The 22,312-nt window shown below is 71.7% G+C and carries 22 protein-coding genes; 12 read left to right on the top strand and 10 right to left on the bottom strand.

Translation table 11 applies throughout. From position 1 onward, the window contains the following. The first annotated feature begins 2 nt into the window (after positions 1–2). From E8M80_RS11875 to E8M80_RS11845, 7 genes are read left to right on the top strand one after another with little or no spacing between them, the layout of a single operon-like run. Complete coding sequence (locus E8M80_RS11875) at positions 3–800, top strand: class I SAM-dependent methyltransferase (RefSeq protein ID WP_137125901.1); 798 nt, start codon at positions 3–5, stop codon at positions 798–800. Between the two features lie 55 nt (positions 801–855). Continuing rightward, entirely contained in the window at positions 856–1,839 is a 984-nt protein-coding gene (locus E8M80_RS11870; RefSeq protein WP_137125900.1) for a tripartite tricarboxylate transporter substrate binding protein, read from the top strand. Between the two features lie 55 nt (positions 1,840–1,894). Then, positions 1,895–3,469, top strand: coding sequence for an ABC transporter substrate-binding protein (locus tag E8M80_RS11865; protein WP_137125899.1), 1,575 nt, complete (start codon positions 1,895–1,897; stop codon positions 3,467–3,469). Then, positions 3,469–4,881 (top strand): amidohydrolase family protein, encoded by a 1,413-nt coding sequence (locus E8M80_RS11860; RefSeq protein WP_137125898.1) that lies wholly within the window; start codon positions 3,469–3,471, stop codon positions 4,879–4,881. The genes E8M80_RS11865 and E8M80_RS11860 overlap by 1 nt, the downstream gene beginning before the upstream one ends. Before the next feature lie 50 nt (positions 4,882–4,931). Beyond that, a complete protein-coding gene (locus E8M80_RS11855) occupies positions 4,932–5,903 on the top strand; it encodes a tripartite tricarboxylate transporter substrate binding protein (RefSeq protein WP_137125897.1) in 972 nt (323 codons plus the stop codon). A gap of 1 nt (position 5,904) precedes the next feature. Further along, a complete protein-coding gene (locus tag E8M80_RS11850) occupies positions 5,905–7,056 on the top strand; it encodes a mandelate racemase/muconate lactonizing enzyme family protein (protein ID WP_137125896.1) in 1,152 nt (383 codons plus the stop codon). Further along, the gene (locus E8M80_RS11845; RefSeq protein ID WP_137125895.1) at positions 7,056–7,961 is read left to right on the top strand and encodes an EamA family transporter; all 906 of its coding nucleotides are present in this window, start codon (positions 7,056–7,058) and stop codon (positions 7,959–7,961) included. The genes E8M80_RS11850 and E8M80_RS11845 overlap by 1 nt, the downstream gene beginning before the upstream one ends. 176 nt (positions 7,962–8,137) lie before the next feature. On the opposite strand, the gene E8M80_RS11840 is transcribed toward E8M80_RS11845, so the two are convergent. From E8M80_RS11840 to E8M80_RS11820, 5 genes are all read right to left on the bottom strand, one after another. Continuing rightward, positions 8,138–8,506: a CidA/LrgA family protein gene (locus E8M80_RS11840; protein ID WP_137125894.1), complete on the bottom strand. Its 369-nt coding sequence runs from the start codon at positions 8,504–8,506 to the stop codon at positions 8,138–8,140. Continuing rightward, a complete protein-coding gene (locus E8M80_RS11835) occupies positions 8,503–8,829 on the bottom strand; it encodes an NIPSNAP family protein (RefSeq protein ID WP_137125893.1) in 327 nt (108 codons plus the stop codon). The genes E8M80_RS11840 and E8M80_RS11835 overlap by 4 nt, the downstream gene beginning before the upstream one ends. A 181-nt stretch (positions 8,830–9,010) precedes the next feature. Then, a complete protein-coding gene (locus tag E8M80_RS11830; protein WP_137125892.1) occupies positions 9,011–10,621 on the bottom strand; it encodes an ABC transporter substrate-binding protein in 1,611 nt (536 codons plus the stop codon). A gap of 226 nt (positions 10,622–10,847) precedes the next feature. Beyond that, positions 10,848–12,461, bottom strand: a complete 1,614-nt coding sequence (locus E8M80_RS11825; RefSeq protein ID WP_137125891.1) for an ABC transporter substrate-binding protein — start codon at positions 12,459–12,461, stop codon at positions 10,848–10,850. Between the two features lie 256 nt (positions 12,462–12,717). Continuing rightward, positions 12,718–13,686 carry a tripartite tricarboxylate transporter substrate binding protein gene (locus E8M80_RS11820; protein WP_137125890.1) on the bottom strand — a complete coding sequence of 323 codons (969 nt, stop codon included), beginning with the start codon at positions 13,684–13,686 and terminating at the stop codon, positions 12,718–12,720. A gap of 157 nt (positions 13,687–13,843) precedes the next feature. Here E8M80_RS11820 and phnC point away from each other — a divergent pair, with 157 nt between their 5' ends. The 5 genes from phnC to E8M80_RS11795 are packed head-to-tail and all read left to right on the top strand — an operon-like array spanning position 13,844 to position 17,915. Further along, positions 13,844–14,647: a phosphonate ABC transporter ATP-binding protein gene (phnC, locus tag E8M80_RS11815; protein ID WP_137125889.1), complete on the top strand. Its 804-nt coding sequence runs from the start codon at positions 13,844–13,846 to the stop codon at positions 14,645–14,647. 25 nt (positions 14,648–14,672) lie between these two features. Next, positions 14,673–15,671: a phosphate/phosphite/phosphonate ABC transporter substrate-binding protein gene (phnD, locus tag E8M80_RS11810; RefSeq protein ID WP_137125888.1), complete on the top strand. Its 999-nt coding sequence runs from the start codon at positions 14,673–14,675 to the stop codon at positions 15,669–15,671. Continuing rightward, entirely contained in the window at positions 15,668–16,573 is a 906-nt protein-coding gene (phnE, locus tag E8M80_RS11805) for a phosphonate ABC transporter, permease protein PhnE (protein WP_137125887.1), read from the top strand. Before phnD ends, phnE (E8M80_RS11805) begins: the two co-directional genes overlap by 4 nt. Continuing rightward, on the top strand, positions 16,570–17,454 hold the full coding sequence (phnE, locus tag E8M80_RS11800) for a phosphonate ABC transporter, permease protein PhnE (RefSeq protein ID WP_240789994.1): 885 nt from the start codon (positions 16,570–16,572) through the stop codon (positions 17,452–17,454). Before phnE (E8M80_RS11805) ends, phnE (E8M80_RS11800) begins: the two co-directional genes overlap by 4 nt. 59 nt (positions 17,455–17,513) lie before the next feature. Next, positions 17,514–17,915, top strand: a complete 402-nt coding sequence (locus E8M80_RS11795; protein ID WP_206035622.1) for a rhodanese-like domain-containing protein — start codon at positions 17,514–17,516, stop codon at positions 17,913–17,915. 141 nt (positions 17,916–18,056) lie between these two features. Here the strand turns inward: E8M80_RS11795 and E8M80_RS11790 are convergent, their stop codons facing one another. From E8M80_RS11790 to phaR, 5 genes are all read right to left on the bottom strand, one after another. After that, positions 18,057–18,530: a DUF2214 domain-containing protein gene (locus E8M80_RS11790; RefSeq protein ID WP_137125886.1), complete on the bottom strand. Its 474-nt coding sequence runs from the start codon at positions 18,528–18,530 to the stop codon at positions 18,057–18,059. Between the two features lie 9 nt (positions 18,531–18,539). Further along, positions 18,540–18,929 carry a DUF6152 family protein gene (locus E8M80_RS11785; RefSeq protein ID WP_137125885.1) on the bottom strand — a complete coding sequence of 130 codons (390 nt, stop codon included), beginning with the start codon at positions 18,927–18,929 and terminating at the stop codon, positions 18,540–18,542. Between the two features lie 77 nt (positions 18,930–19,006). Continuing rightward, a complete protein-coding gene (locus tag E8M80_RS11780; RefSeq protein WP_137125884.1) occupies positions 19,007–20,632 on the bottom strand; it encodes an ABC transporter substrate-binding protein in 1,626 nt (541 codons plus the stop codon). Between the two features lie 147 nt (positions 20,633–20,779). Beyond that, positions 20,780–21,229 carry a helix-turn-helix domain-containing protein gene (locus tag E8M80_RS11775; RefSeq protein ID WP_137125883.1) on the bottom strand — a complete coding sequence of 150 codons (450 nt, stop codon included), beginning with the start codon at positions 21,227–21,229 and terminating at the stop codon, positions 20,780–20,782. Between the two features lie 97 nt (positions 21,230–21,326). Next, complete coding sequence (gene phaR, locus E8M80_RS11770) at positions 21,327–21,938, bottom strand: polyhydroxyalkanoate synthesis repressor PhaR (protein WP_137125882.1); 612 nt, start codon at positions 21,936–21,938, stop codon at positions 21,327–21,329. Positions 21,939–22,312 lie beyond the last annotated feature (374 nt).

Here is a 22,312-nt window from a genome sequence, read left to right as displayed (position 1 = left end):
GCGTGGCCGGCTACGTCGCCACCGCGCCCGCGGCCTATGAGCGGAGCATGGGGCGCTGGAGCCGGCGTCTCGCGGAGGCGGTGCTCGACGTGCTGCCGTTGCCCGCGGGCGGCGATGTCCTGGATGCCGGGTGCGGCACCGGCGCGCTGGCGGGCGCGATCGCCGCGCGCGATGCCGCGGCGCGCGTCACCGGCGTCGATCTCAGCCCAGCCTTCGTCTCCGCCGCGCGCGCGCAGGCGCCGGCTGCGCGTCTCCTGGTGGCGGACGTGACGCGCCTGCCCCTGCCCGATGCCGCCTTCGACGCCGCGCTGTCGCTGCTCGTGCTGCAATTCGTGCCGGACCGCGCCGCGGCGGTGGCCGAGATGGCGCGCGTCACGCGGCCCGGCGGCCTGGTGGCGGCCGCGATGTGGGACTTCACCGGCGGCTTTCCCTTCCTGCGCGCCTTCGCCGACACCGTCGCCGCCACGGAGCCTGACGGGGAGGCCTTCCGCGCCCGCTATTGGGCGGACCCGGTCGGCGCGCCGGGGCGGCTCGGCGCGCTGCTGGCCGGCGCTGGGCTTGTCGAGGTGGCCGAGCGCGACATCATGATCCGCCAGGATTTCGCGGACTTCGCCGACTGGTGGTCGCCCTGGGCCGAGGGCGGGCAGGGGATCGCCGGCGCCTTCGTGGCCGCGCTGCCGCCCGCCCGCCGGCCCCGGGTGGAGGCGCTGGCGCGCCGCGCCTACCTGGCCGGGGGCGCCGACGGGCCGCGGTCCTTCGTCGCGGTCGCGCGGCTGGCCACGGCGCGGCGGGGGGCGTGACGGCGCCGCGCCGGCGCGCCATGCTGCCCGCGGAAACGCCCCGGAGAAAAACCAGATGCCCCGCCTGACCCGCCGCGCCGCGCTCGCGCTGCCGATCGCTGCCGCGCCGCTCGTCGCCCATGCGCAGGACTGGCGCCCGGCCGGCCCGTCGCGCATCGTCGTGCCCGCCGCCGCGGGCGGCACCACGGACATCATGGCACGGCTGCTCGCGCAGTTCCTGCAGGTGCGCTGGGGCAGCCCCTTCGTGGTCGAAAACCGCGCCGGCGGAGGCGGCACCATCGGCACGCTCGAGGTGGTGCGCGCGCGGCCCGACGGCGGCACGCTGCTGATGGGCAATATCGGGCCGCAGGCGATCGGCTATTCGCTGTTCCGCAACCTGCCCTATCGCGCCGAGCAGCTGGTCCCGATCGCGGGCACCATCCGCGGGCCGAACGTGCTGGTCGTGCATCCCTCGGTGCAGGCGAACACGGTGGCGGAGCTGGCGGCGCTGCTGCGGGCGCGGCCGGGGCAGATCCCCTTCGCCTCGACCGGCGTCGGGCAATCGACGCACCTCTCGCCGGTCTGGATGCTGCAGCTGATGGACGCGCAGGCCATCCACGTGCCGCATCGCGGATCCGCCCCCGCGCAGCTCGACATCCTGGCCGGCAACGTCGCCTTCCTGATCGACAACCTGACCGGCATCATCGGCCACATCCAGTCGGGGCGCGTGCGCGCGCTGGCGGTCACGAGCCGCGAGCGCCACCCGCTGCTACCGGAGGTGCCGGCGATGCGCGAGACCATGCCCGAGCTCGCCCCCTACGACGTCAACACCTGGTTCGGCGTCTTCGGCCCGGCCGCGATGCCGCCGGCGGCGGTCGCCGCGCTGAACGCCGCCACCATGGCGATGCTGGCGCTGCCCGAGACCACGCGCCGCTTCGCCGAGCTCGGGGGCGTGGCGCTGACCGGCGGGCCCGAGGAGTTCGCCGCCTTCGTGCGCGCCGAGACGGCGAAATGGGCGGAGGTGATCCGCCGCGAGGGGCTGCAGCTCGACGCCGGTTGACGCCGCCCCGCGGGCGCCGCAGCCTTCCCGGGCCGTCCTTCCCCGGAGTTCCGCCATGCGCCTGATCCATGCCGCCGCGGCCGCCGCGATGCTTGCCGCGGCGCCGCCCGCGCTCGCGCGGTCGCTGTCCTGGTCCTTCGCCGCGGACCTGCTGACGCTCGACCCGCATTCGTCGAACAACACCTTCACCAACGCCTTCCTCGACAACGTCTATGAGAGCCTGGTGCGGCACAACCAGCGGCTCGAGCTCGAGCCGTCGCTCGCCGTGCGGTGGGAGACGGTCTCGCCGACCGTCTGGCGCTTCCACCTGCGGGACGGCGTCCGCTTCCACGGCGGGGAGACGCTGGGCGCCGAGGATGTCGTATTCTCCTGGCAGCGGCTGAACACGCCGGGCGCACTCGCCCGCGGCGTGCTGGGCGGCATCGTCAAGGAAGTGCGCGCCACCGGCCCACTGACCGTCGAGATCGAGACGCAGCGCCCCTTTCCGATCCTGCTCAACGCGCTGACCCAGATGCACATCATGGACAGCGGCTGGGCGGCGGCGAACAACGCGACCGCGGCCACCAACCTGCAGCAGCGCGAGGAAAGCGCGGCGTCGCGCAGCGCCAACGGCACCGGCCCCTTCCGCGTGCGCAGCCGGCAGATCGACGGGCCGACCGTGCTCGAGCCCCATGCGCAATGGTGGGACCGGCCGCAGCACAACCTGACCGAGGTGACCTTCCAGCCGATCCGCTCGGCCGCGACGCGCACCGCGGCGCTGCTCGGCGGCCAGGTGGACGCGCTGGTGGAACTCCCGCTGCAGGACATCCCGCGCATCGAGGCCAACCCGAACCTGCAGGTGGTGCAGGGCCCGGAGCTGCGCACCATCTACCTTGGCTTCGACCATTTCCGTGACGAGCTCACGCATTCCGACGTGCGCGGGCGCAACCCGCTGCGCGACATCCGCGTGCGCCGCGCCATCTACCAGGCGATCGACGTCGAGGCGCTGCGGCGTTCCGTCATGCGTGGCAATGCCTGGATCGCCGGCACCATGGCGAGCCCGTTCCTGCGCGGCGCGCCGGAGGACATCAACACCCGCACCTTCCCCTACGACCCGGACGCCGCGAAGCGGCTGCTGGCGGAAGCGGGGTATCCGGACGGTTTCTCGGTCGGCCTCGCCTGCCCGAACGACCGGTATGTCTACGACGAGCGGCTCTGCATCGCGATATCGGGCATGCTGAGCCGCATCGGCATCCGCGTCATCCCGCAGTTCGAGACGCTGGCGCTGTGGTCGCGGCGGATCAACTCGCTCGATGCGTCGATGTTCATGCTGGGCCATGCGGGGCTGCCGCTGGCCGATGCCTATTCCACGCTGTCGGAGGTGCTGCGCACGCGCACCGAGCGCACCGCCGGCCTCAATGTCGGCCGCTGGTCCAATGCCGAATTCGACGCGCTGGTCGACCGCATCGCCGAGGAAGGCGACGAGGCGCGTCGCCGCGCGCTGATCCGGGACGCCCTGCTGATCGAGAAGCGGGAGGTCGCGCACGTGCCGCTGCACCAGCAGCCGGTGGTCTGGGCGGGGCGTCGCAACATCGAGCTGTCGCAGTCGCCCGACAACCGGCTGCGCCTGCGCTACGTGAGGGTGAACTGATGGCCGAGCTCATCGTCTCCGGCGGGGTCGTCATCACGATGGACCCTGGCCGGCGCGTCATCGCCGATGGCGCGGTGGCGGTGACGGGCGGAAAGATCGTGGCGGTCGGCCCGCGCGCGGAGGTCGAGGCGGCGCACGATGCGAAGCAGCGGATCGACGCGCGCGGCCGCGCCATCCTGCCCGGGCTGATCGACGGCCACGCCCATGCCGGGCACGGCCTGGTCAAGACCATGGGCAGCGGCGATTCCGCGGCCTGGTCGGAGGCCTGCCGCGTGATCTACACGCTGGCCTCCCCGCCATCCTTCTGGCGGGCGGAGGCGGCGCTCTCGGCGCTCGAGCAGCTGCGCTTCGGCATCACCACCTCGGTCATGCTGCTGGGCGGCGGCGATTCCATCGGGCGCGTGGACGACCCCGCGCATGGCGACGCGCATGTGGCGGGCACGAATGATGTCGGCATCCGCCGCATCATGGTGCTGGGCCCGACGCGCCCGCCCTTCCCGCGGCCCTATCGCGGGCTGGATGGCGAAGTCCGCGACGTGCCCTTCGCGCAGCAGGCCGAGACGATCGGCACGCTGATCGAGCGCCACCACGGCCAGGGCCGCATCGCCTGCGCGACCCTGATGCCAGTGTACCGGGAGGCGACGCACGACGCCGCGAAGGTGAAGGAGATCGAGGCCCAGGGCCGCGTGATCCGCGACCTGGGGAAGAAGGCCGGCACGCTGTTCCACCAGGACGGGCACCGCAACGGCTCGGTCGGCATGGCGGACCGGATGTTCGGGCTGCTCGGCCCCGATGCCTGGTTGTCGCACTGCACCGACCTGACCGAGGACGACATCGACACGCTGGTCCGCACGGGCACGTCGGTGGTGCACAACCCCTCGGCCATCGCGGCCGTGCGCGGGCATTGCCCGGCCATCGCGATGATGGACCGGGGCGTGACGGTCATGCTGGGCTCCGACGGCACCGCGCCCGACCGCAGCACGGACATGTTCCGGCACATGTTCCAGGCGATCCGCTACCACCAGCGGCATGCGCGCGACGAGGCGCTGATGCCGCCGGGCAAGGCGCTCGAGATGATCACCATCGATGCCGCGCGGGGACTCGGCATGGCGGACCGCGTCGGCAGCCTGGAAGTCGGCAAGGAAGCCGACATCGTCACGGTGGACCTCACGGCGCCGCACATGCTGCCCATGAACATGCCGGTGCACCGCGTCGTGTTCTTCGCCAATGGCCACGATGTACGGGACGTGGTGGTGGGCGGCCAGGTGCTGATGCGCGAGCGCGTGGTGGCGCATGTGGAGGAGGCCCCGATGCGTGCGGCGGCGGAGCGCGAGACGGCGCAGATGCTGGCCCGGGCCGGCCTGTCCGCGATGGTCGAGGAGGACCCGGGCTGGGGCCGCACGCGCCGTTGATGCGCGGCGCGGTTCAGGCCACGCTGCGCGCAGTTCGGGAGGAACAAGCCATGATCCATCGCCGCCACCTGCTTGCGGCCGCGTCCGCCGCGCTCGCCGCGCCGGCACTGGCCCAGCCCGCGTGGCCCGCGCGCCCCGTGCGCCTGATCCTGCCCGACACGCCGGGCACCGGGAACGACACCACCGCGCGGCTGGTGGCGCCGCTGCTCGAAGGCGCGCTCGGCCAGCCCTTCGTGATCGAGAACCGTGGCGGCGCCGGCGGGCGCATCGGCGTCGAGGCCGCCTTCCGCGCGCCCCCGGACGGCTATTCCTTCCTGCTCGGCAATGCGGGTTCGAACGGGATCAACGCCGCCATCTACCGGGACCTGCCCTACGACCTGACCAACGCCTTCGACCCGGTGTCGCTGCTGGTGATCGGGCCGAATGCGCTGATCGTGAACAGCCGCGTGCTGCCGGTGGCGGACGTGGCGGGGCTGATCGCGGCCATTCGCGCGCGCCCCGGTGCGCTGAACTACGCCTCGGCCGGCGTCGGCTCCTCGGCGCACATGAACATGGAGCTGTTCAAGAACCAGGCCGGGCTCGACATCGTCCACGTGCCGTATCGCGGCGCGCCGGCGCTGGTGCAGGCGGTGATCGCGGGCGAGGCGCCGGTCGCCTTCGCCAACCTGGTCAACGTCATGCCGCAGGTGCGCAGCGGCGAGGTGAAGCTGCTGGCCGTGACCTCGATGACGCGCCTGGGCGACCTGCCCGACACGCCGACGGTGCACGAAAGCGGCCTGCCCGGCTTCGAGACCGTCGCCTGGAACGGCATCCTGGCGCCGAAGGGCACCCCGGCGGCCGCGCGCGAGCGGCTGCTCGCAGAACTCGTGAAGCTGCGCGACAACGCGCAGCTGCGCGACCGCGTGCGGCTGCTGGGCGGCTCCCTGGTGGTCTCGACGCCGGCGGAATTCCAGCAGCGGATCGAGCGCGACATCGCGCAGTGGAAGCGCCTGGCCGCCGCCGCGAACATCACGGCGCAGTAGGATGCGCATCGCCGCGCTCGAATTCCTCGGCGTCAACGTCACGCCTAAGACCAACTGGTCCTTCCTTCTGGTGCGCACGGAATGCGGGCGCACCGGCACCGGCGAATGCACGCTGGCGAACCAGGAGGCGCTGCTGGAGGCCGAGGCCGCGCGGCTTGCGGCGAATGTCGCGGGCGAGGATGCGGGCAACCGCAACCGGCTCGCGCGGTTGATCCCGCATGCGCCGGGCGGGCTCGTCGCGCATGCCGTGCTCTCGGCCTTCGAGCAGGCGCTCTGGGACCTGGCGGGGCAGGCGGCGGGGCGGCCGATCCACGCCATGCTGGGCGGCGCGCTGCGGGACGCAGTGCCGCTCTATGCCAACATCAACCGCGGCGCCAATCCGCGCACGCCGGAGGGCTTCGCCGCCGCCGCGCGGCGCGCCGTGGCCGAGGGCTTCCGCGCCGTGAAGCTCGCCCCGTTCGAACCCTTCGTGTGGGAGGATGCGGCCGATCCCGCCATGCGCGCGGCCTATGCGCAGGGCCTCGATCGCATCGCCGCGGTGCGCGATGCGGTCGGGCGCGAGGTCGACGTGATGGTCGATGCGCATTGGCGCTTTTCCCCCGGCGGCGCGGCGCGTCTCGTGCAGGATGTCGCGCCCTTCGGCCTGTTCTGGCTGGAATGCCCGGTGGCCGAGGCGAACCACGCCGCGATCCGTCGCCTGCGCGCCATGGCGAATGACCGCGGCATGCGGCTGGCGGGCGCGGAATCGCTGGCCGGCATCGGCGCCTATCGGACCATCATCGAGGCCGGCTGCTACGACGTGGTGATGCCCGACATGAAATACGCGGGCGGGCACGAGGAGATCCGACGCATCGCGGCGCTCGCGCAGACCGCGGGCGTCGAGGTCGCGCCGCACAACCCGACGGGGCCGGTCTGCCACGCGCATTCCGTGCATCTCTGCGCCACCATCCCGAACCTGCTGCCGCTCGAGGTGCAGTTCGGCGAGACCGAGCGCTTCTTCACGCTGGCGGCCGGCCACGACCTTCGCTTCGCGCGCGGGGCCGCGACACTTTCCGCGGCGCCGGGCCTCGGCAACGCGATCGACGAGGCCGGCGCGCGGCTCACGCCCTGGCAACCGATGCCGCGGCCCTGGCTGGACCCGCGGCTGGGCTGATGCCGATCTGGGTTGCCGCGACTCTCCTCGCCGGGCTGTTCCAGACCTGGCGCACCGCGTTGCAGCAGCGACTGCGCGGGCAGATGTCGGTCAATGCGGCGGCGGTGGTGCGCTACCTCTATGGCGTGCCGGTCGGCGTCCTGCTGGTGGTGCTCTATCTCGCGCTGATGGGCGGCAGCCTCTCGGCGCCGTCCTGGACCTACCTGCTGTATTGCGTGCTGGGCGGGCTCGGGCAGATCATCGGCACCAACCTGCTGATCATGTCCTTCGCGCAGCGCGGCTTCGCGGTGGGCACGGCCTATTCCAAGACCGAGGCGGTGCAGGCAGCCTTCATCGCGCTGATCTTCCTGGGCGAGGGATTCACGGCGCTGGCCTGGGCGGGAATCGCGGTGTCGGTGGGCGGCACGCTGTACCTGTCGCTCGCCGGGCGGGTCTCCTCGCTGCGGGACATGCTGGCGGCGACGGCGCAGCCCTCGGCGGTCTATGGGCTTGGCGCGGGCTTCGCCTTCGCGCTCTGCGCGATCGCCATCCGCGCGGCGACGCAGGAGCTGGACGGGCCGGACGCGACGCTGCGCGCGCTCGAGACGCTGGTCGTGATCAACACGCTGCAGACGCTGATGCAGGGGTCCTGGCTGCTGGCGCGCGAGCCCGCCTCGGTGCCGATGCTGTTCCGCAGCTGGCGGTCGTCGGCGCAGGTGGGGGCGCTGTCGGCCTGCGGCTCGGCCTGCTGGTTCACGGGCTTCGCCTACGCCCCCGTGGCGCTGGTGCGCGCGGTGGGGCAAGTCGAGATCCTGTTCACCCTGCTGTTCAGCCGCTTCTTCCTAAAGGAACGCATGAAGCGCAGCGACGTGATCGGCGCGCTGGTGGTGGTGGCGGGGGTGGTGCTGGTGCTGCTGGGGCGGTGACGGGGCAAGCGGCGAGGGGAGAAGAGAACTTCTCCCCCCGCACCCCCCTCAACCTTCTTTCGCACTTGGCGCCGGGCCTCCCAGGTGTGGCGCCAGGTTCCAAGGAAGGGAGGGGGCTTGGGGGAGGTTCACCTCCCCCGACCTTCCCGCCGCGCTCCCAGAGCCTGGCGCCGCCGTCACGTCCCGCCGAACACGCGCCAGAGCAGCGGCAGCAGCAGCGCCTGCGCCAGCAGTCCCGTCGCGCCGATCGCCGCCAGCGTACCGACGAGGATCGTGAGCGACAGCGGCGCCCGGTCCCGCGCCAGCAGCGGCAGATGCAGCACGACGCCGCGGCAGGCCGGCACGAAGAGCAGGCCGAGATGCGCGAGCAGGCCGTCGGCGACACGCGCGACATCCTCCGGCGGGCCGGGCCTGCGGTGCGCAAGCAGCGCGGCGAACAGCAGCGCCATGCCGATGACGGGCCCGGGGACGGGCAGCGCGAGGGCGCGTGCCAGCGCCTCCCCAGCCAATTGGCAGAGAAGGAGCGCCGCGAGCCCGCAGATCATCCGCGCTGTGCGGCGAAGAAGGGTGCGGGCTTCACGATGCGGTTTTCCATGTTGACGAGGATGCCGCGCCTGCCGACCTCGGCCAGGTAGTCGGCCCAGGCGGGATCGGCGGCCATGGCGGCGCGGCGCCGCTCGCGGTCGGCCTGGTCCTGGTAGCCCCACATGTGGACGATGGTGTTCAGCGCGCCCTCGATGGTGGTGTACCAGCCGACGCAGTTGCCGAGGTGCTTCTGCTGGATCGGCCAGCCCTTGTCCTCATACAGCGCGACGAATTCCGCCACGCGGTTGGGCAGGCATGTGTAGATGCGCAGGTCGACGATCATGGGCGGGTCCTCCTTCGGCGGCATCGTGTCGCGTCGCGCACCGATGGGGAAGCCGGACCCTGCGGATGCGACCCCCGGGCGCGTGAGGGCGAACGCTACCTCGGCCCGAGGCATCGCCTCGGGCCGGGAGCGCATGGCGCGACCGCGCCCAGGCCAGCCTTCCCGCCCGGCGCCTGAGGGCCTACTGAAGACCCACGGGAACCAGGTCCTGGAACCAGGACTGCGCCGAGGTAAAGCCCGTCACCCGCCGATGCATCGCACGCGGGTTGAGGTCGTGCACGATGAACAACCAGGGCGGGTTGTCGACCACGCGGGCATGCGCCTCGGCATAGGCGGCCTGGGTCTCGGCCGGCGTGCGCGCCGCTTCCAGCCGCGCGAAGGCGGCCTCGAAGCGGTCGTCCGAGAAGCCCGGCCAGTTGAAGCCGTTGGGCGGCTGAAACGCACGCAGGAAGTAGCGCGCCATCACCGACGGGTCCGAGGACGGCGAGGACGGGTTGAGCGACTGGATGTTCGCCACGATCGGCCCGTCCCAGGCGCTCCGTGTGGCGTTGAGCAGGTTCTGCCAGTCGGTCACCTCGAATTCGACCTGGACGCCGCAGGCCTCCCGCAGGTTCTGTTGCAGGAACTCGTTCATCGGCAGCGGCAGCATCTGGCCCGATCCGCTGGTCGAGATCATGACGCGGAAGCGGAGCGGGTTCTGCGCGTTGAAGCCCGCTTCGGCGAGCAGCGCGCGGCCGCGCGCGGGGTCGAGCCGGTAGCGGTGCTCCGGCGTGCCGAAGGCGGGGTCGTTCGGCTTCAGCCAGCCGACCGAGGGCTCCGCCGTGCCGTTCAGCAGCTGCACGAGGCCTGCGCGGTCGACGCAGTAGTTCAGCCCCTGGCGCACGCGCACGTCGCGGAATGGCGTGCGGTCGCCGTTCATCTGGAAGAACCACGGCCAGACATGCGGGTAGGAGCCGGTGGTGACGTTGAAGCCGGCGGCGCGGAGCGAGGGGATGGCATCGGGCGGCGGCACCTCGATCCAATCCACCTGGCCGGAGCGCAGCGCCGCGAGGCGGGTGTTCGCCTCGGGCATCGGCTGCAGAAGGATGCGGTCGAGACGCGCGCGGCGCGCCGTGTCCCAGTAGCCGTCATGGCGCGCCAGCTCCACCGATTGCCGCGGCACGAAGCGCGACAGGCGGAAGGGGCCGGTGCCGGCCGGCGCGTTGGCGACGCGCGCCCAGTCCCGCCCAGCCGTCTCCCACGCCTGCGGGGAGGCGAGCAGGTGGTAGACCACCATGTAGGGGAAGTAGGAGGCGACGCGGTTCGTCGTCAGCGCGACGGTGAATTCGTCGATCTTGCGGTAGGACGCCATGATCGGCGTGCGCGCGCGCGTGATGCCCGACGCGGCCGGCTCGAATTGCGGGCTGTCGTTGCGGAAGAAGCGGTCGTAGTTCCAGATCACCGCATCGGCGTTGACCGGCGTGCCGTCATGGAACGTCACGCCGCGGCGCAGATGGAAGATCCAGGTCTTTGGGTCGTTCGGGTCCTGTTCCCAGCGTTCCGCGAGGCCCGGGCGGAGCCCCGCGGGCTTCGAGGGATCCGAGAGGTCCCAGAGCACCATGGATTCGAAGATCGGGTAGCCGAGGAAGCGCATGCCCTCGAAGCCGTTGTTCGGCATGCCGGTCGTGGTCGGCACGTCGGAGGCCGTCATGGCGATGCGGAGCGTGCGCGGCTGCTGCGCCAGCGCCGTGCCGGCCGCGACGAGCATCGCCCCGCCCAGCGCATAGGCGGATATCCGCCGGAACCTGCTCATGGAATGGTCTCCCCGCTGCAGGGGCGGCGGGGTGCCGCCCGTCGCAACGGGATGACGCAAGAAGCGGGCCGCACCGTCGGAGGCGGATCGCGGCCCTGCCGCGATCCGGGAGCGCAAGGCGCGACCGCGCCCAGGCCGACACGTCCGCCCGGCGCGGCAGTGCGCGGCGCGATAGCCAAGCCGCCGGATGGCGGCGCCGGCGCCTGAGGGCGAAAAAGCGGGCCCGCTACTGCACTTCCACCGTCGTCAGGTCCTGGAACCAGGACTGCGCCGGGGTGAAGCCGCGCACGCGCCGGCTCATCGCCCGCGGGTTCAGGTCGTGCACGATCCAGAGCCAGGGCGGGTTGTCCACCAGCCGCTCATGCGCGGTGCGCAGCAGTTGCGTGATGCGCGCGGGATCGCGCTCGGTCTCGAGGGCCGCGAAGGCCGCGTCGAACTGCGCGTCCCGCCAATGGCCCGAATTCGAGCCCCGTGGGGAAAAGTTGGCCGACATGAACCAGCGCGCCATCTGCGACGGGTCGGAGGAGACCAGCGAGATGTTCACCGCATCCGCGCGCAGCCATTGCGGCTGGTCGGGCGCGACGCGCAGCGCGCCCAGCAGCGTGTTCCACTCCACCACCTCGAAGGCGACATCGACGCCGCAATTCTCCTTCAGCGACTGCTGCAGGAACTCGTTCATCGGCAGCGGCAGCATCTGCCCCGAGCCCGAGGTCGAGATGCCGATGCGGATCGACAGCGGCCGCTGCGCCGTGAAGCCGGCCTCGGCCAGCAGCGCGCGGCCGCGCGCCGGGTCGAGCCGGTAGCGGTTCTGCGGGTTGCCGAAATTCGGGTCGTTCGCCTTGAAGAAGCCGACCGATGGCTCGCCCGTGCCGTTCAGCAGCTGCACCATGCCGGCACGGTCGAAGCAGTAGTTCAGCGCCTGGCGCACGCGCACGTCCTGCACGGCGCTGCCGTCCCGCCCGGCGGCGAAGACCCAGGGCCAGACATGCGGATAGGAGCCGGTGCTGATGGTGAAGCCCGCGGACCGCAGGGACGCGATGGCGTCGGGCGGCGGCACCTCGATCCAGTCCACCTGGCCGGAGCGCAGCGCGGCGAGCCGCGTCGTCGCCTCGGGCATCGGCAGCAGCAGGACGCGGTCGAGCCGCGCGCGGCCGTTCGCGTTCCAGTAGGTGTCGTTGCGCGTCAGTTCCGCCGATTGCCGCGGCGTGAAGCGGCTGAGGCGGAACGGCCCGGTGCCCGCCGGCGGCAGCGCCGCCACCCGGCCCCAGTCCCGCCCGCCCTGTTCCCAGGAATTGGGCGAGGTCATCAGGATGTAGGTGACGAGGTAGGGCCAGTAGGAGACGGGTCGCGTCGTCACCAGCTCGACCGTGTGGTCGTCGATCTTGCGGTACGATTCCATCACCGGGATTCGCCCGCGCGTGATGGCGCTGCCCGTCGCGTCGAATTGCGGGCTGTCGTTGCGGAAGAACCGGTCGAGGTTCCAGACGACGGCGTCGGCGTTGAAGGCGGTGCCGTCATGGAAGGTTACGCCGCGGCGGAGGTGGAAGCGCCAGACCTTGGGGTCGGCGGCATCCTGTTCCCAGCGTTCCGCGAGCCCCGGGCGCAGCCCTGCGGGCTCGCGCGGGTTCGACAGGTCCCAGAGCACCAGGGATTCGAAGATCGGGTAGCCGAGGAAGCGCATGCCCTCGAAGCCGTTGTTCGGCATGCCGGTGGTGGTTGGCACGTCGGTCGCGGTCATGGCGATGCGCAGGGTGCGCGGTTGCTGCGCGTCCGCGGCGGTCGCGCCCAGCGCGACGGCGGCGGCGACGGCGCCGCCCAGCAGGCGTGATGTCGTTGTCATCGGCCTCTCCCGTTGTGGCGGGCCGGCATAGGTCGCGCCGCCCCGGATCGGGAGCCTAGCAAGTGCCGCGCCGGCGCCAAGCCCACGCGGCTGCCCCGCACCTCGGAGCCCCAGGTCCCAAAGAAGGTCGGGGGGACGGGGGGGGGAAGGTCCCTTCTCCCCGCCCTGGCCTCGCCCCACGCCAAGCGTACGAGTTCCGACCTGCGGCCCGCCCGGCGCCCGAGGGGCACGAAAGTGAACCTTCGCGCGCCAACCATCAGGCCTGGATGTTCGCCTCGCGGATGATGCGCGTCCAGGTCTCGACGTCGCGGGCCAGTGTCGTGCGCAGTGTCGCCGCATCGCCCGGCCAGGTCTCGATACCGGCGCCGGCCAGGCGCTCGATGACGCCGGCGTCGGCGGTCGCGGCCTTCAGCGCCGCCTCGATCTGCGCGACGACGGGTGCGGGGGTGCCGGCGGGGGCGAAGACGCCCTGCCAGAACACCGTCTCGTAGCCGGGCACCGCGTCGGCGATCGGCGGCAGGTTCGGCAGGCGTGCAATGGCGCGCGGCGCGGTCACGGCGATGCCGCGCGTCTTGCCCGCCTCCATCGACGGTCCGGCTTCCTGCGTGGCCGAGAACATGGCCTGGATGCGTCCCGCCTGCAGGTCGATCAGCGCCGGGGCGCCGCCGCGATAGGGCACGTGCACGGCGTCGATCCGCGTCTGCGCGCGGAACAGCTCGAAGGACATGTGGTTGATCGCGCCGGTGCCGGAACTGCCCCAGCTCAGCTTGCCGGGGTTGGCGCGGGCATAGGCGATCAGCTCGGCGGTCGTGCGCGCCGGCAGGTCGGGGTGCACGTGCAGCACGAAGTAGGATTTCGTGGCCGGGCCGCAGGGCGCGAAGGCGGCGACCGGGTCCCGCGGCTGGGAGGCCGGCTGCAGCGCCGGCAGCACCGCGAGCGAAGTCGTCCCCATCAGCAGCGTGTAGCCGTCCGGCCGCTGCGCCGCGACATGCGCGTTGGCGACCGCGGTGCCGGCGCCGGGGCGGGCCTCCACGACCACGGACTGGCCGAGCACCGCCTCCATCCGCGCTGCCACCAGGCGCGTCGAGAAATCGGTCGAGCCGCCGGGCGCATAGGGGTTGACGAGCGTCACCGGGCGGTCCGGCCAGCGCGGCTGCGCGCGCGCGACAGCAGGTGCGACGAAGGCGGCGGCGGCGAGCATCGCCGTGCGGCGCGTGGGGGTCATGGCGTGTCCTCCCGTGGACGTGGCTTTCTTGCGGCCGGGATACTCGCCGCGTTGCCGTGCCGGGATCAAGCCGCCACTGCAACCCGCCTGTCAGGCATCCGTCACGCGCCCGTCACGCGGCGCTGCTAGGTCGGCGGGACGAACAGGCGGGTGGGCGATGCTGGAGATCGAAGGGCTGACGCGCCGTTTCGGCGACAGGGCCGCGGTGCAGGACGTGCATCTCGTCGTGCCCGCCGGGCAGATGGTGGGCGTGATCGGTCGCTCTGGCGCCGGCAAGTCCACGCTGCTGCGTATGCTGAACCGGTTGACCGAGCCCTCCGCCGGCACGGTGCGCTTCGAGGGCGTCGCGGTCACGGCGCTGAAGGGGCGCGCGCTGCGCGACTGGCGCATGCGCTGCGCCATGATCTTCCAGCAGTTCAACCTGGTACAGCGGCTCGACGTGCTGACCAATGTGCTCGTCGGGCGGCTGAACCGCCGCCCGCTGATGACCTCACTGATGCGGATGTTCACGGCCGAGGAGCGGGCGATGGCGCTGGCCGCACTGGACCGCTTCGATCTGGCCGAGACGGCGCTGCAGCGCGCCGACACGCTGTCCGGCGGGCAGCAACAGCGCGTCGCCATCGCGCGCGCGCTGCTGCAGGAACCGCGCATCATCCTGGCCGACGAGCCGATCGCGAGCCTCGACCCGCGCAATGCGCGCACCGTGATGGACGCGCTGCGCGGCGTGAACCGCGACGGCATCACGGTGCTGGTCAACCTGCACGACCTCACGACCGCGCGGGACTACTGCGACCGGATCGTCGCGCTGAATGCGGGCCGCGTTGTGTTCGACGGATTGCCGGCGGCGCTCACCGCCGCGCGCATCCGCGACATCTACGGCGTCACCGAGGAGGAGTTCGCCGAGGAAGCGGCCGCCGTGGTCGGCGCGGCGCCGCCGCGCCTCGTTGCCGTGCCCGCCTGACCCACCCCCAACGGAAGAAGCCCCCATGATCACCCGCCGCCACCTCGCCGGCCTCGCCGCCGGCGCCGCCCTGTTGCCGACCGCGCTGCGCGCGCAGGCCTGGACGGCCCGCCGCACGGAAACCTTCGCGGAAGGCTTCCCCGCTGCTGGCCGCCGCCCCTGGGCGGAACAGGTCCCGCAGCTGCGCGTCGGCCTGCTCGGCGGCGAGAACGAGGCCGACCGCATGGGCCGCTTCGGCGCCTATCGTGACCTGCTGGAGGCGACCTTCGGCGTGCCGACGCGGCTGTTCCCGGCGTCGGACTACGCGGGCGTTCAGCAGGCTTTCGGCGCGAAGCAGATCGAGGTCGCCGGCATGGGCGCCTCGGCCTATGCCGGTGCGTGGCTCGACACCAATGGCGGTGTCGAGCCGCTGCTCACGGCCGAGGAGGCGGACGGCTCCATCTCCTATGTCGCGGTGATGATCACGCGCGCCGATACCGGCATCACCAGCCTCGAGCAGATGCGCGGCCGCTCGCTCGCCTGGGCCGACCCCAATTCCACCTCCGGCTACCTGATCCCGCGCTTCGCGCTGCGTCGCCAGGGCATCGGCGTGGAAAGCGGCCAGTACTTCTCGCGCACCGGCTTCGGCGGCGGGCATGAGCAGGCGGTGGTCGCCGTGCTGCAGCGCCAGTACGACGCCGCCGTCACCTGGGCCTCTGGCCAGGGCGACGTGATCCAGGGCTACACCCGCGGCAATCTGCGCGCGATGGTGGACAAGGGCATGCTCAACATGCGCGACATGCGCATCATCTGGACCAGCGAGCCGATCGTGAATGGCCCGCACACCGCGCGGACCGATCTGCCCGCCGCCTTCAAGGAGGATTGGAAGCGCTTCCACCTCGCGCTGCCCAAGGCGCATGCCGAGATCTACCGCCAGGTCGAGCGCGGCTCGGGCACCGGCTACCGCGAGGTGCGCCACCAGGACTACGAGCTGATCGTCGAGATCCGGCGCGAGGAAGCCGCGGCGCGCCGCCGCCGTTCGTGACCTCACCGGCCGTCCTGGCCATCCTCCCCGCGGTCACCCGCGGGGAGGAAGCCTTCCTGGCCGCGCGCCGCGCGAAGCGCGCGCAGGCGCTGCTCGGTGGCGTCATCCTGCTCGCGTGCCTCGTCGTCGCGGCCTGGGTCAGTGAGGCGCATCCCTCCAGCATCCGCGACGGGCTGCCGCGTATCGGTGAGTACTTCGCGCGCATCCTGCCCGACCTCCGCTGGGCCGCGCTGTTCGCGGATGCGGAGACCGAGGGCTCGATCGCCTTCTGGTTCTACCGCCTGCCGGAATGGGCCTGGCTCCTGTTCGAGACGGCGAACATGGCGGCGCTGGCCACGCTGGCGGGCTCGGCGCTGTCGCTGCTGCTGGCCTTCCCGGCCGCGCGCAACCTGGCACCCGGCGGCGCCGTCTACCACGCGACGCGCCGCATCCTCGAGGCGCTGCGCACCATCCCCGAGATCGTCTACGCGCTGATCTTCGTCTGGGCCTTCGGCGTCGGCGCGCTGGCCGGCATCCTGGCGATTACGCTGCACACCGCCGGCGCCAACGGCAAGCTGTTCGCCGAAGCCATCGAGAACGCCGACATGAAGCCCTGGGAGGCGGTGCGCGCCGCGGGCGGGTCCTGGGCGCATGCCTGCCGCTTCGCCATCCTGCCGCAGGTGCTGCCGAACCTGCTGTCCTACCTGCTGCTTCGCTTCGAGGTGAACATCCGCTCCGCCTCCGTGATCGGCTTCGTCGGCGCGGGCGGGATCGGGGAGGAACTCTATAAGGTGATCTCCTTCAACTACTACGAGGAGGTCAGCGCCATCGTGCTGCTGATCATCCTGACCGTCGCGAGCGTCGACCTGCTGTCGGAACGGCTGCGCCACGCGGCGATCGGGCAGGCGGAGGCGGCACGGTGAGCGACCGCACCTCCGGCGAGATGACCGAACACGCCCCCGGCGTGACGCGTGGCCGCGCGGATGTCGCCGCCTGGCGCGCGCGCATGCCGACGGCCTTCGGTGCGAGCCCTACGCGGCAGGCGCTGCGCGCCGCAGGGCTCGCGGTCTTTCTGGCCTGGCTGGCGGGCGCGCTTTGGTGGTTCGGCTTCTCCCCCGCGCGGGTGTGGAACGGGCTTGCGGGGCTCGGCACCATCATCGTCCTCATGGTGCCGCCCTCGCCCGGGGAATTGTGGGTCGAGATCCTGAAGGGCATCGCCGAGAGCGTCGCCATGGCCTTCCTCGGCACCTTCATGGCCGCGCTGGTGGCGGTGCCGCTCGGCTTCCTCGGCGCGCGCAACGTCGTGACCGCCACGCTCTGGCGCTTCTCGCTCCGCCGCGTGCTGGACGGGTTCCGCGGCGTCGACCAGCTGATCTGGGCGCTGGCCTATGTGCGCGCGGTCGGGCTCGGGCCGCTGGCGGGCGTGCTCGCGATCTTCACGGCCGACATCGCAGTGCTGGCCAAGCTTTACGCCGAAGCGATCGAAAACGCCGAGAAGAGGCAGGCCGAAGGCGTGGTCGCCGCCGGCGGCGGGCGGCTTTCCGCCATCCGCTTCGGCATCCTGCCGCAGGTGGCACCCGTGCTGCTGGCGCAGGCGCTCTATTTCTTCGAGAGCAACACGCGGTCCGCCACCATCCTCGGCGTCGTCGGCGCGGGCGGGATCGGGCTGCAGATCGCCGAGCGCATCCGCGTCCGGCACTGGGATGAGGTGGCCTTCATCATCATCCTCATGATCGCGACGGTCGCCGCGATCGACTGGATCTCGGGGCGCATCCGACGCCGGCTGATCGGACCGCGCCCCTGAGCCCGGTTGCCGCCGCCGCCCCGCAGGCGGCATGCTGGCGGGCGAAGGAGACGCGACGCATGGCGATGAGGAAGGGCTACAAGGCGCTGCTCGAGGAAGCGAACGCACTGGTCGAGACCGTGCCGGTCGAAGCGGCGCTGCCGCTGCACGGCGATGACGGCGTGGTCTTCGTGGACCTGCGCGACCCGCGGGAGATCCAGCGCGAAGGGCGCATTCCCGGGTCCTTCTCCTGCCCGCGGGGGATGCTGGAATTCTGGATCGATCCGGACAGCCCCTACGCCAAGCCTGTCTTCCAGGAGCCGAAGCGCTTCGTCTTCTACTGTGCGAGTGGCTGGCGCTCGGCGCTCGCGGCGCGGACGGCGCAGGAGATGGGTCTGGACGGCGTCGCGCATCTGGGCGGGGGCTTCAGCGCTTGGCGTCAGGCGGGCGGCGCGGTCGAGGTACCGGCGCCGAAGGGGTGATGCGAAGGTCGGAGGAGGAGCACCTCCCCCGATCCCGCTCCCTTCTCTGGCACCTGGCGCCAGTCCTGGGAGGTGGGGCGCCAAATGACAAAGAAGGTTGTGGGGGGGGGGTCGGGGGTAGAAGTTCCCTTCTCCCCCCGCCTACTGCAGGAACCCGATCCACCGCCCCGCCAGCAGCACCCCCGGCCAGGCCAGCAGCGACACCAGCGCCGCCGCGCGAAGGCGCGCATGCGGCGTGCCGCCCGCCATCGCGTCCCGCCAGCGCGGTCCCGCGTGCAGCAGCGCGACGTTCAGCAGGGCCAGGCCGAGCAGCGCCATCTTCGCGAGGAAGGCGGGGTTCTCCACGTAGGCCAGCGGCCGCGTGCTGAACAGCAGCGCCCCCGTGGCAGCGGCCAGGCCCAGCCCCGCCATCGCCATGCGCCGCAGCGGCGGGCCGAGATGCGCCAGCGGATGCGCCGCGAAGGCGCCGAGCAGCCGCAGGTCGAGCGTCACGATCGCGCCGATCAGCAGCCCGATGCCGAGCACATGCGCCGCATTGACCAGCAGGTAGGCGGTGGGTGAGCCGCGCAGCAGGATCGCCGGTGACGAGGCCCCGAGCGCCGCCAGGGCCTCCATCGGGCGGCGTCAGGACCGGATGCGGCTCGGGTAGATGTCGTAGGCGCGCTCGCGCACCGTGATGCGCACGGCCTTGAGCCGGCGTTCGGCCGGGGAGATGGAACGGTTGCCGAGCGCCACCACCGCATCGCCCGCCGCGGCGGACTGCGCGTTGAAGCCGGCGGCCGCGGTCTGGCGCGGATTGCCGAGTTCCACGGTCCACATGCCGTCCGCGGCCTCGACGCGGAGCGTCGGGTGCGGCGCGCCGATATAGACCTCGCGGATCGTGCCGCGGAGTTCGGTCTGCTCGCCCTCGGCCCAGGACCAGCCGTGATGGGCGAGCGCGGCGGTCGCCGGCAGTGCCGCGGCGGCGGCGCCGAGCAGGGCGCGGCGGCGGAAGCGGGTGGGGGCAGGCGTCATGGGACCCTCCTTGCGGATGCGCAGGAGGTCGTGTCGCGGCGGGCCGGAGTCAATCGCCCCGGCCCGCCGCGCGCAGGTCAGCGCATCGCGATCGGCGTCAGGTCCTGGAACCAGGACTGCGCCTGCACGAAGCCCTGCACGCGCCGCGACATGGCGCGCGGGTTCAGGTCGTGCGCGACGAACAGGAACAGCCTGTCATCGACCGCCTTCGCGTGCAGTTCGGCCAGCAGCGCGTCCTGCGCCGTCGAATCGAAGGTGGTGTAGAGGCGATCCATGATGGCGTCATAGCCGGGGTCGCTGAAGAAGCCCCAGTTGTTCGACGCCGGCGGCGCCATCTCGGTCTTGAGGAAGCGGACCAGCGCGGCGAAGGGGTCGTGCACCGAATAGGACACGTTGATCGCGGTGATGCCGCGCGGCACCAGCGCGCGCGCGCCCTCGCGCCACAGACCGAGCAGCGCGTTCCACTCCACCACCTCGAAGTCGATCTCGATGCCGATCTCCTTGAGGTTCTGCTGCACCGCCTCGTTCATCGGCAGCGGCTGCATCTGGCCCGAGCCCGAAGGCGAGATCGCCACCTTGGTGCGCAGCGGGTTGCGCGCCGTGAAGCCAGCCTCGGCCATCAGCCGGCGCGCCGCGACGACATCGGTGCGCACCGGGTCGGAGGGGCGGCCATGCCATGGGTGGCCCGGCGGCAGCAGCCCCGCGCCCTCCACCATCAGCCCGCCCAGCATGGTCTTCATGCCCGACCGGTCGACCGCGAGGTTCGCCGCGCGGCGCACCCGGATGTCGCGCCAGGGCGACCCGTCCACCATGCTGAAATGCCAGGTCCAGGTGTGCGGGTAGGTGTTCGTCACGATCTGAAAGCCGGCCTGGCGCAGCGAGGGCACGGCATCGGGCGGCGGCGCCTCGATGAAGTCCACCTGGTTCGATCTCAGCGCGGCGACGCGCGTGTTCGCCTCGGGCAGTGGCAGCAGGATCACGCGTTCATGTTTGGGAATGCGCGCTACGTCCCAGTAGTCGGGGTTACGGACCAGCACGGCGCGTTCGCGGATGCTGAAGGCCTCGAGCTTGTAGGGCCCGGTGCCGACCGCCCGGTTCAGGTAGGTGTCCCAGCTGCGCCCCGCGGCCTCCCAGGCGCCGCGATGCGTGATGCCGATCCAGGTCAGGCCGAAGGGCACCAGGCTGTCGGGCGTGCGCGTCTCGACGATGAAGGTCTTCTCGCCCTCGGCGCGCCAGGACGCGATGGTGGGCATGCGGATGCGCGCCTGCGCCGCGGCGCGGTTGTCGAAATGCGGCGCGTCGCTGCGGAATGCGCGGTCGAAGGAGAACGCCACGTCCTCGGCCGTCAGCACCTTGCCATCATGGAACTTCACGCCCTCGCGGAGCGTGATGATCCAGCGCTTCGGGTCGGCCGGGTCCACGCTCCAGGCGGTGGCGAGGCCCGGGCGGATCACCGGCGGCCTGTCGAAGGACGACAGGTCCCACATGGCCAACTGGTCATAGACGGTGATGCCCATGAAGCGGTGGCCCTCCGCCCCCTGGTCGGGCACGCCGTTGCTCAGCGGGATGGCGGCGGCGGTCATGCCGACGCGCAGCGTGCCGGAGGCGGTCTGCGCCTGGGTCACGTCGAAGGGCAGGGTGGCCGCAACGCCAAGCGCGGCGCTGCCGCCGAGCAGGCGGCGGCGGCTGAACGAATGGGTCATCAAGGTCTCCGCGGGTTGTCTCCCGCGTCGGCCCTAGCCCGATATGCGCCGCATGTGTGCGGGCAGACATGAATTGATGCAGGGAGTCGCGAAGTAATTTTCGTCCGCCCAGAAAACAGGCACTTCTTGCGCCTGGGGCGGGGCGGCTCAGTCGTCCCGGTCGCGCTGCGCCGCCTGCGACTGCGCGGCCAGGGCGCGGGCCATCTGGCTCAGCGCTTCCTGGTGCTTGTCGTTGTCGATCAGCGCGAAGTTCCGCGCGAGTTCGAGGAACATGCGCTGGCGCTGCGTCACGGGCTGCGCCTCGCTGCCGGGCTGCAGCCCCTCGAAGAAGTAGGAGACGGGCACGTCGAGCACCTGCGCGATCTCGAACAGGCGGCCGGCCGAGATGCGGTTCAGCCCGCGCTCGTACTTGTGGGCCTGCTGGTAGGTCACGCCGATCATCTTCGCCAGCTGCTGCTGCGACAGGCCGAGCGTCGTGCGCCGTTCGCGGATGCGCGCGCCGACATGATGGTCGACCAGACCCGCACGGTGCGAGGTGCTGTCGTCATCCGCCGCGGGAGCGGGGCCGGCCGGCTGGCTGGAGGAGATCGGGCTCATGGCGTCGCTTTCTACGCTACACCGAAAGGGTGTGGCATCAATCATGAATTTCTACTTATGCGGGCATCACGCGGAGCGTGAGCGGCAGTCGCACACGCTAGTCCTTCGGCGGCTTGCCCTTCAACCGCGCAAGTTCCTGGCGGAGGGCCTCGATCTCGGCGCGCATGGCCTCGCGGTCCGATCCACCCTCGGCGGCATCGTCCCGCCGGGCGAAGGGGGCGAACAGGGTCATGGCGCGTTCCATCATGGCCATGTTCTGCTTGCCGAGTTCTTCCAGGTTCCCGAAATTGGCCGGGAACGGAATGAGGCCGCCCATGGTCTGCTCCATGGTCCGACGCATCTGGTCCTGCTGCCGGCCGAAGGACGCCATGGCGAATTCCAGGTAGCGCGGCACCAGCCCCTGCAGGTTGCCCCCGTAGTAGCCGATCAACTGTCGCAGAAAGGGGGTCGGTAGCAGGCTCTGGCCTTCCTTGCTCTCGGCCTCGACGATGATCTGCGTGAGCACGGAACGGGTGATGTCGTCGCCGGTCTTCGCATCGTAGACAACGAAATCGCGGCCGAGGCGCACCATCTTCGCAAGGTCGTCGAGCGTGACGTAGGAGGAAGCCTCGGTGTTGTAGAGCCGCCTGTTGGCGTATTTCTTCACCACCACGGGCGGCGCCGCGCCCTCGGCCCCCTGCGCGCCGGTCGTCGCCGTGCTGCCCGCCATTGTCTCTCCGTTCCCCAAACGCCTTCTTATCCAACACTAGCACGCGGAACAGCCCGCCATGAAAGCCGCAATCGCCGGTCCTTCACCGGATGCCGCCCGTTCCGTCCGCGCGCCGGCCCGGCTATGGTCGGGCCTGGCGAGGAACCCCCATGGACGGCCCTGAGGATCTCGACAGCCTCGCGGAGGACTGGATCGCGCTGTGGCAGAGCGAGATCGCCGGACTGGCGGCCGATCCGGAACTGGCCGAGCAATGGGCCGCCTGGGCCGCGCTCGGCGCGGCATGGATGCGCGCGGCCAGCGCCATGGCGCCGCACGCGCCCTCGGCCATGGCGCCGCACGCGCCCTCGGCCATGGCGCCGCACGCGCCCTCGGCC

This window comes from Roseomonas sp. HF4 (assembly GCF_005222755.1).
GTDB lineage: Bacteria > Pseudomonadota > Alphaproteobacteria > Acetobacterales > Acetobacteraceae > Neoroseomonas.
The sequence above is the reverse complement of the archived record's forward strand: the minus strand, read 5'-3'. Positions and strand labels throughout refer to the sequence as shown.

Coding starts and splice junctions, on each gene's coding strand:
- E8M80_RS11870 (WP_137125900.1), top strand. CDS start 856: ATGCCCCGCCTGACCCGCCGCGCCGCGCTCGCGCTGCCGATCGCTGCC.
- E8M80_RS11865 (WP_137125899.1), top strand. CDS start 1,895: ATGCGCCTGATCCATGCCGCCGCGGCCGCCGCGATGCTTGCCGCGGCG.
- E8M80_RS11860 (WP_137125898.1), top strand. CDS start 3,469: ATGGCCGAGCTCATCGTCTCCGGCGGGGTCGTCATCACGATGGACCCT.
- E8M80_RS11855 (WP_137125897.1), top strand. CDS start 4,932: ATGATCCATCGCCGCCACCTGCTTGCGGCCGCGTCCGCCGCGCTCGCC.
- E8M80_RS11850 (WP_137125896.1), top strand. CDS start 5,905: ATGCGCATCGCCGCGCTCGAATTCCTCGGCGTCAACGTCACGCCTAAG.
- E8M80_RS11845 (WP_137125895.1), top strand. CDS start 7,056: ATGCCGATCTGGGTTGCCGCGACTCTCCTCGCCGGGCTGTTCCAGACC.
- E8M80_RS11840 (WP_137125894.1), bottom strand. CDS start 8,506: ATGATCTGCGGGCTCGCGGCGCTCCTTCTCTGCCAATTGGCTGGGGAG.
- E8M80_RS11835 (WP_137125893.1), bottom strand. CDS start 8,829: ATGATCGTCGACCTGCGCATCTACACATGCCTGCCCAACCGCGTGGCG.
- E8M80_RS11830 (WP_137125892.1), bottom strand. CDS start 10,621: ATGAGCAGGTTCCGGCGGATATCCGCCTATGCGCTGGGCGGGGCGATG.
- E8M80_RS11825 (WP_137125891.1), bottom strand. CDS start 12,461: ATGACAACGACATCACGCCTGCTGGGCGGCGCCGTCGCCGCCGCCGTC.
- E8M80_RS11820 (WP_137125890.1), bottom strand. CDS start 13,686: ATGACCCCCACGCGCCGCACGGCGATGCTCGCCGCCGCCGCCTTCGTC.
- phnC (WP_137125889.1), top strand. CDS start 13,844: ATGCTGGAGATCGAAGGGCTGACGCGCCGTTTCGGCGACAGGGCCGCG.
- phnD (WP_137125888.1), top strand. CDS start 14,673: ATGATCACCCGCCGCCACCTCGCCGGCCTCGCCGCCGGCGCCGCCCTG.
- E8M80_RS11795 (WP_206035622.1), top strand. CDS start 17,514: ATGGCGATGAGGAAGGGCTACAAGGCGCTGCTCGAGGAAGCGAACGCA.
- E8M80_RS11790 (WP_137125886.1), bottom strand. CDS start 18,530: ATGGAGGCCCTGGCGGCGCTCGGGGCCTCGTCACCGGCGATCCTGCTG.
- E8M80_RS11785 (WP_137125885.1), bottom strand. CDS start 18,929: ATGACGCCTGCCCCCACCCGCTTCCGCCGCCGCGCCCTGCTCGGCGCC.
- E8M80_RS11780 (WP_137125884.1), bottom strand. CDS start 20,632: ATGACCCATTCGTTCAGCCGCCGCCGCCTGCTCGGCGGCAGCGCCGCG.
- E8M80_RS11775 (WP_137125883.1), bottom strand. CDS start 21,229: ATGAGCCCGATCTCCTCCAGCCAGCCGGCCGGCCCCGCTCCCGCGGCG.
- phaR (WP_137125882.1), bottom strand. CDS start 21,938: ATGGCGGGCAGCACGGCGACGACCGGCGCGCAGGGGGCCGAGGGCGCG.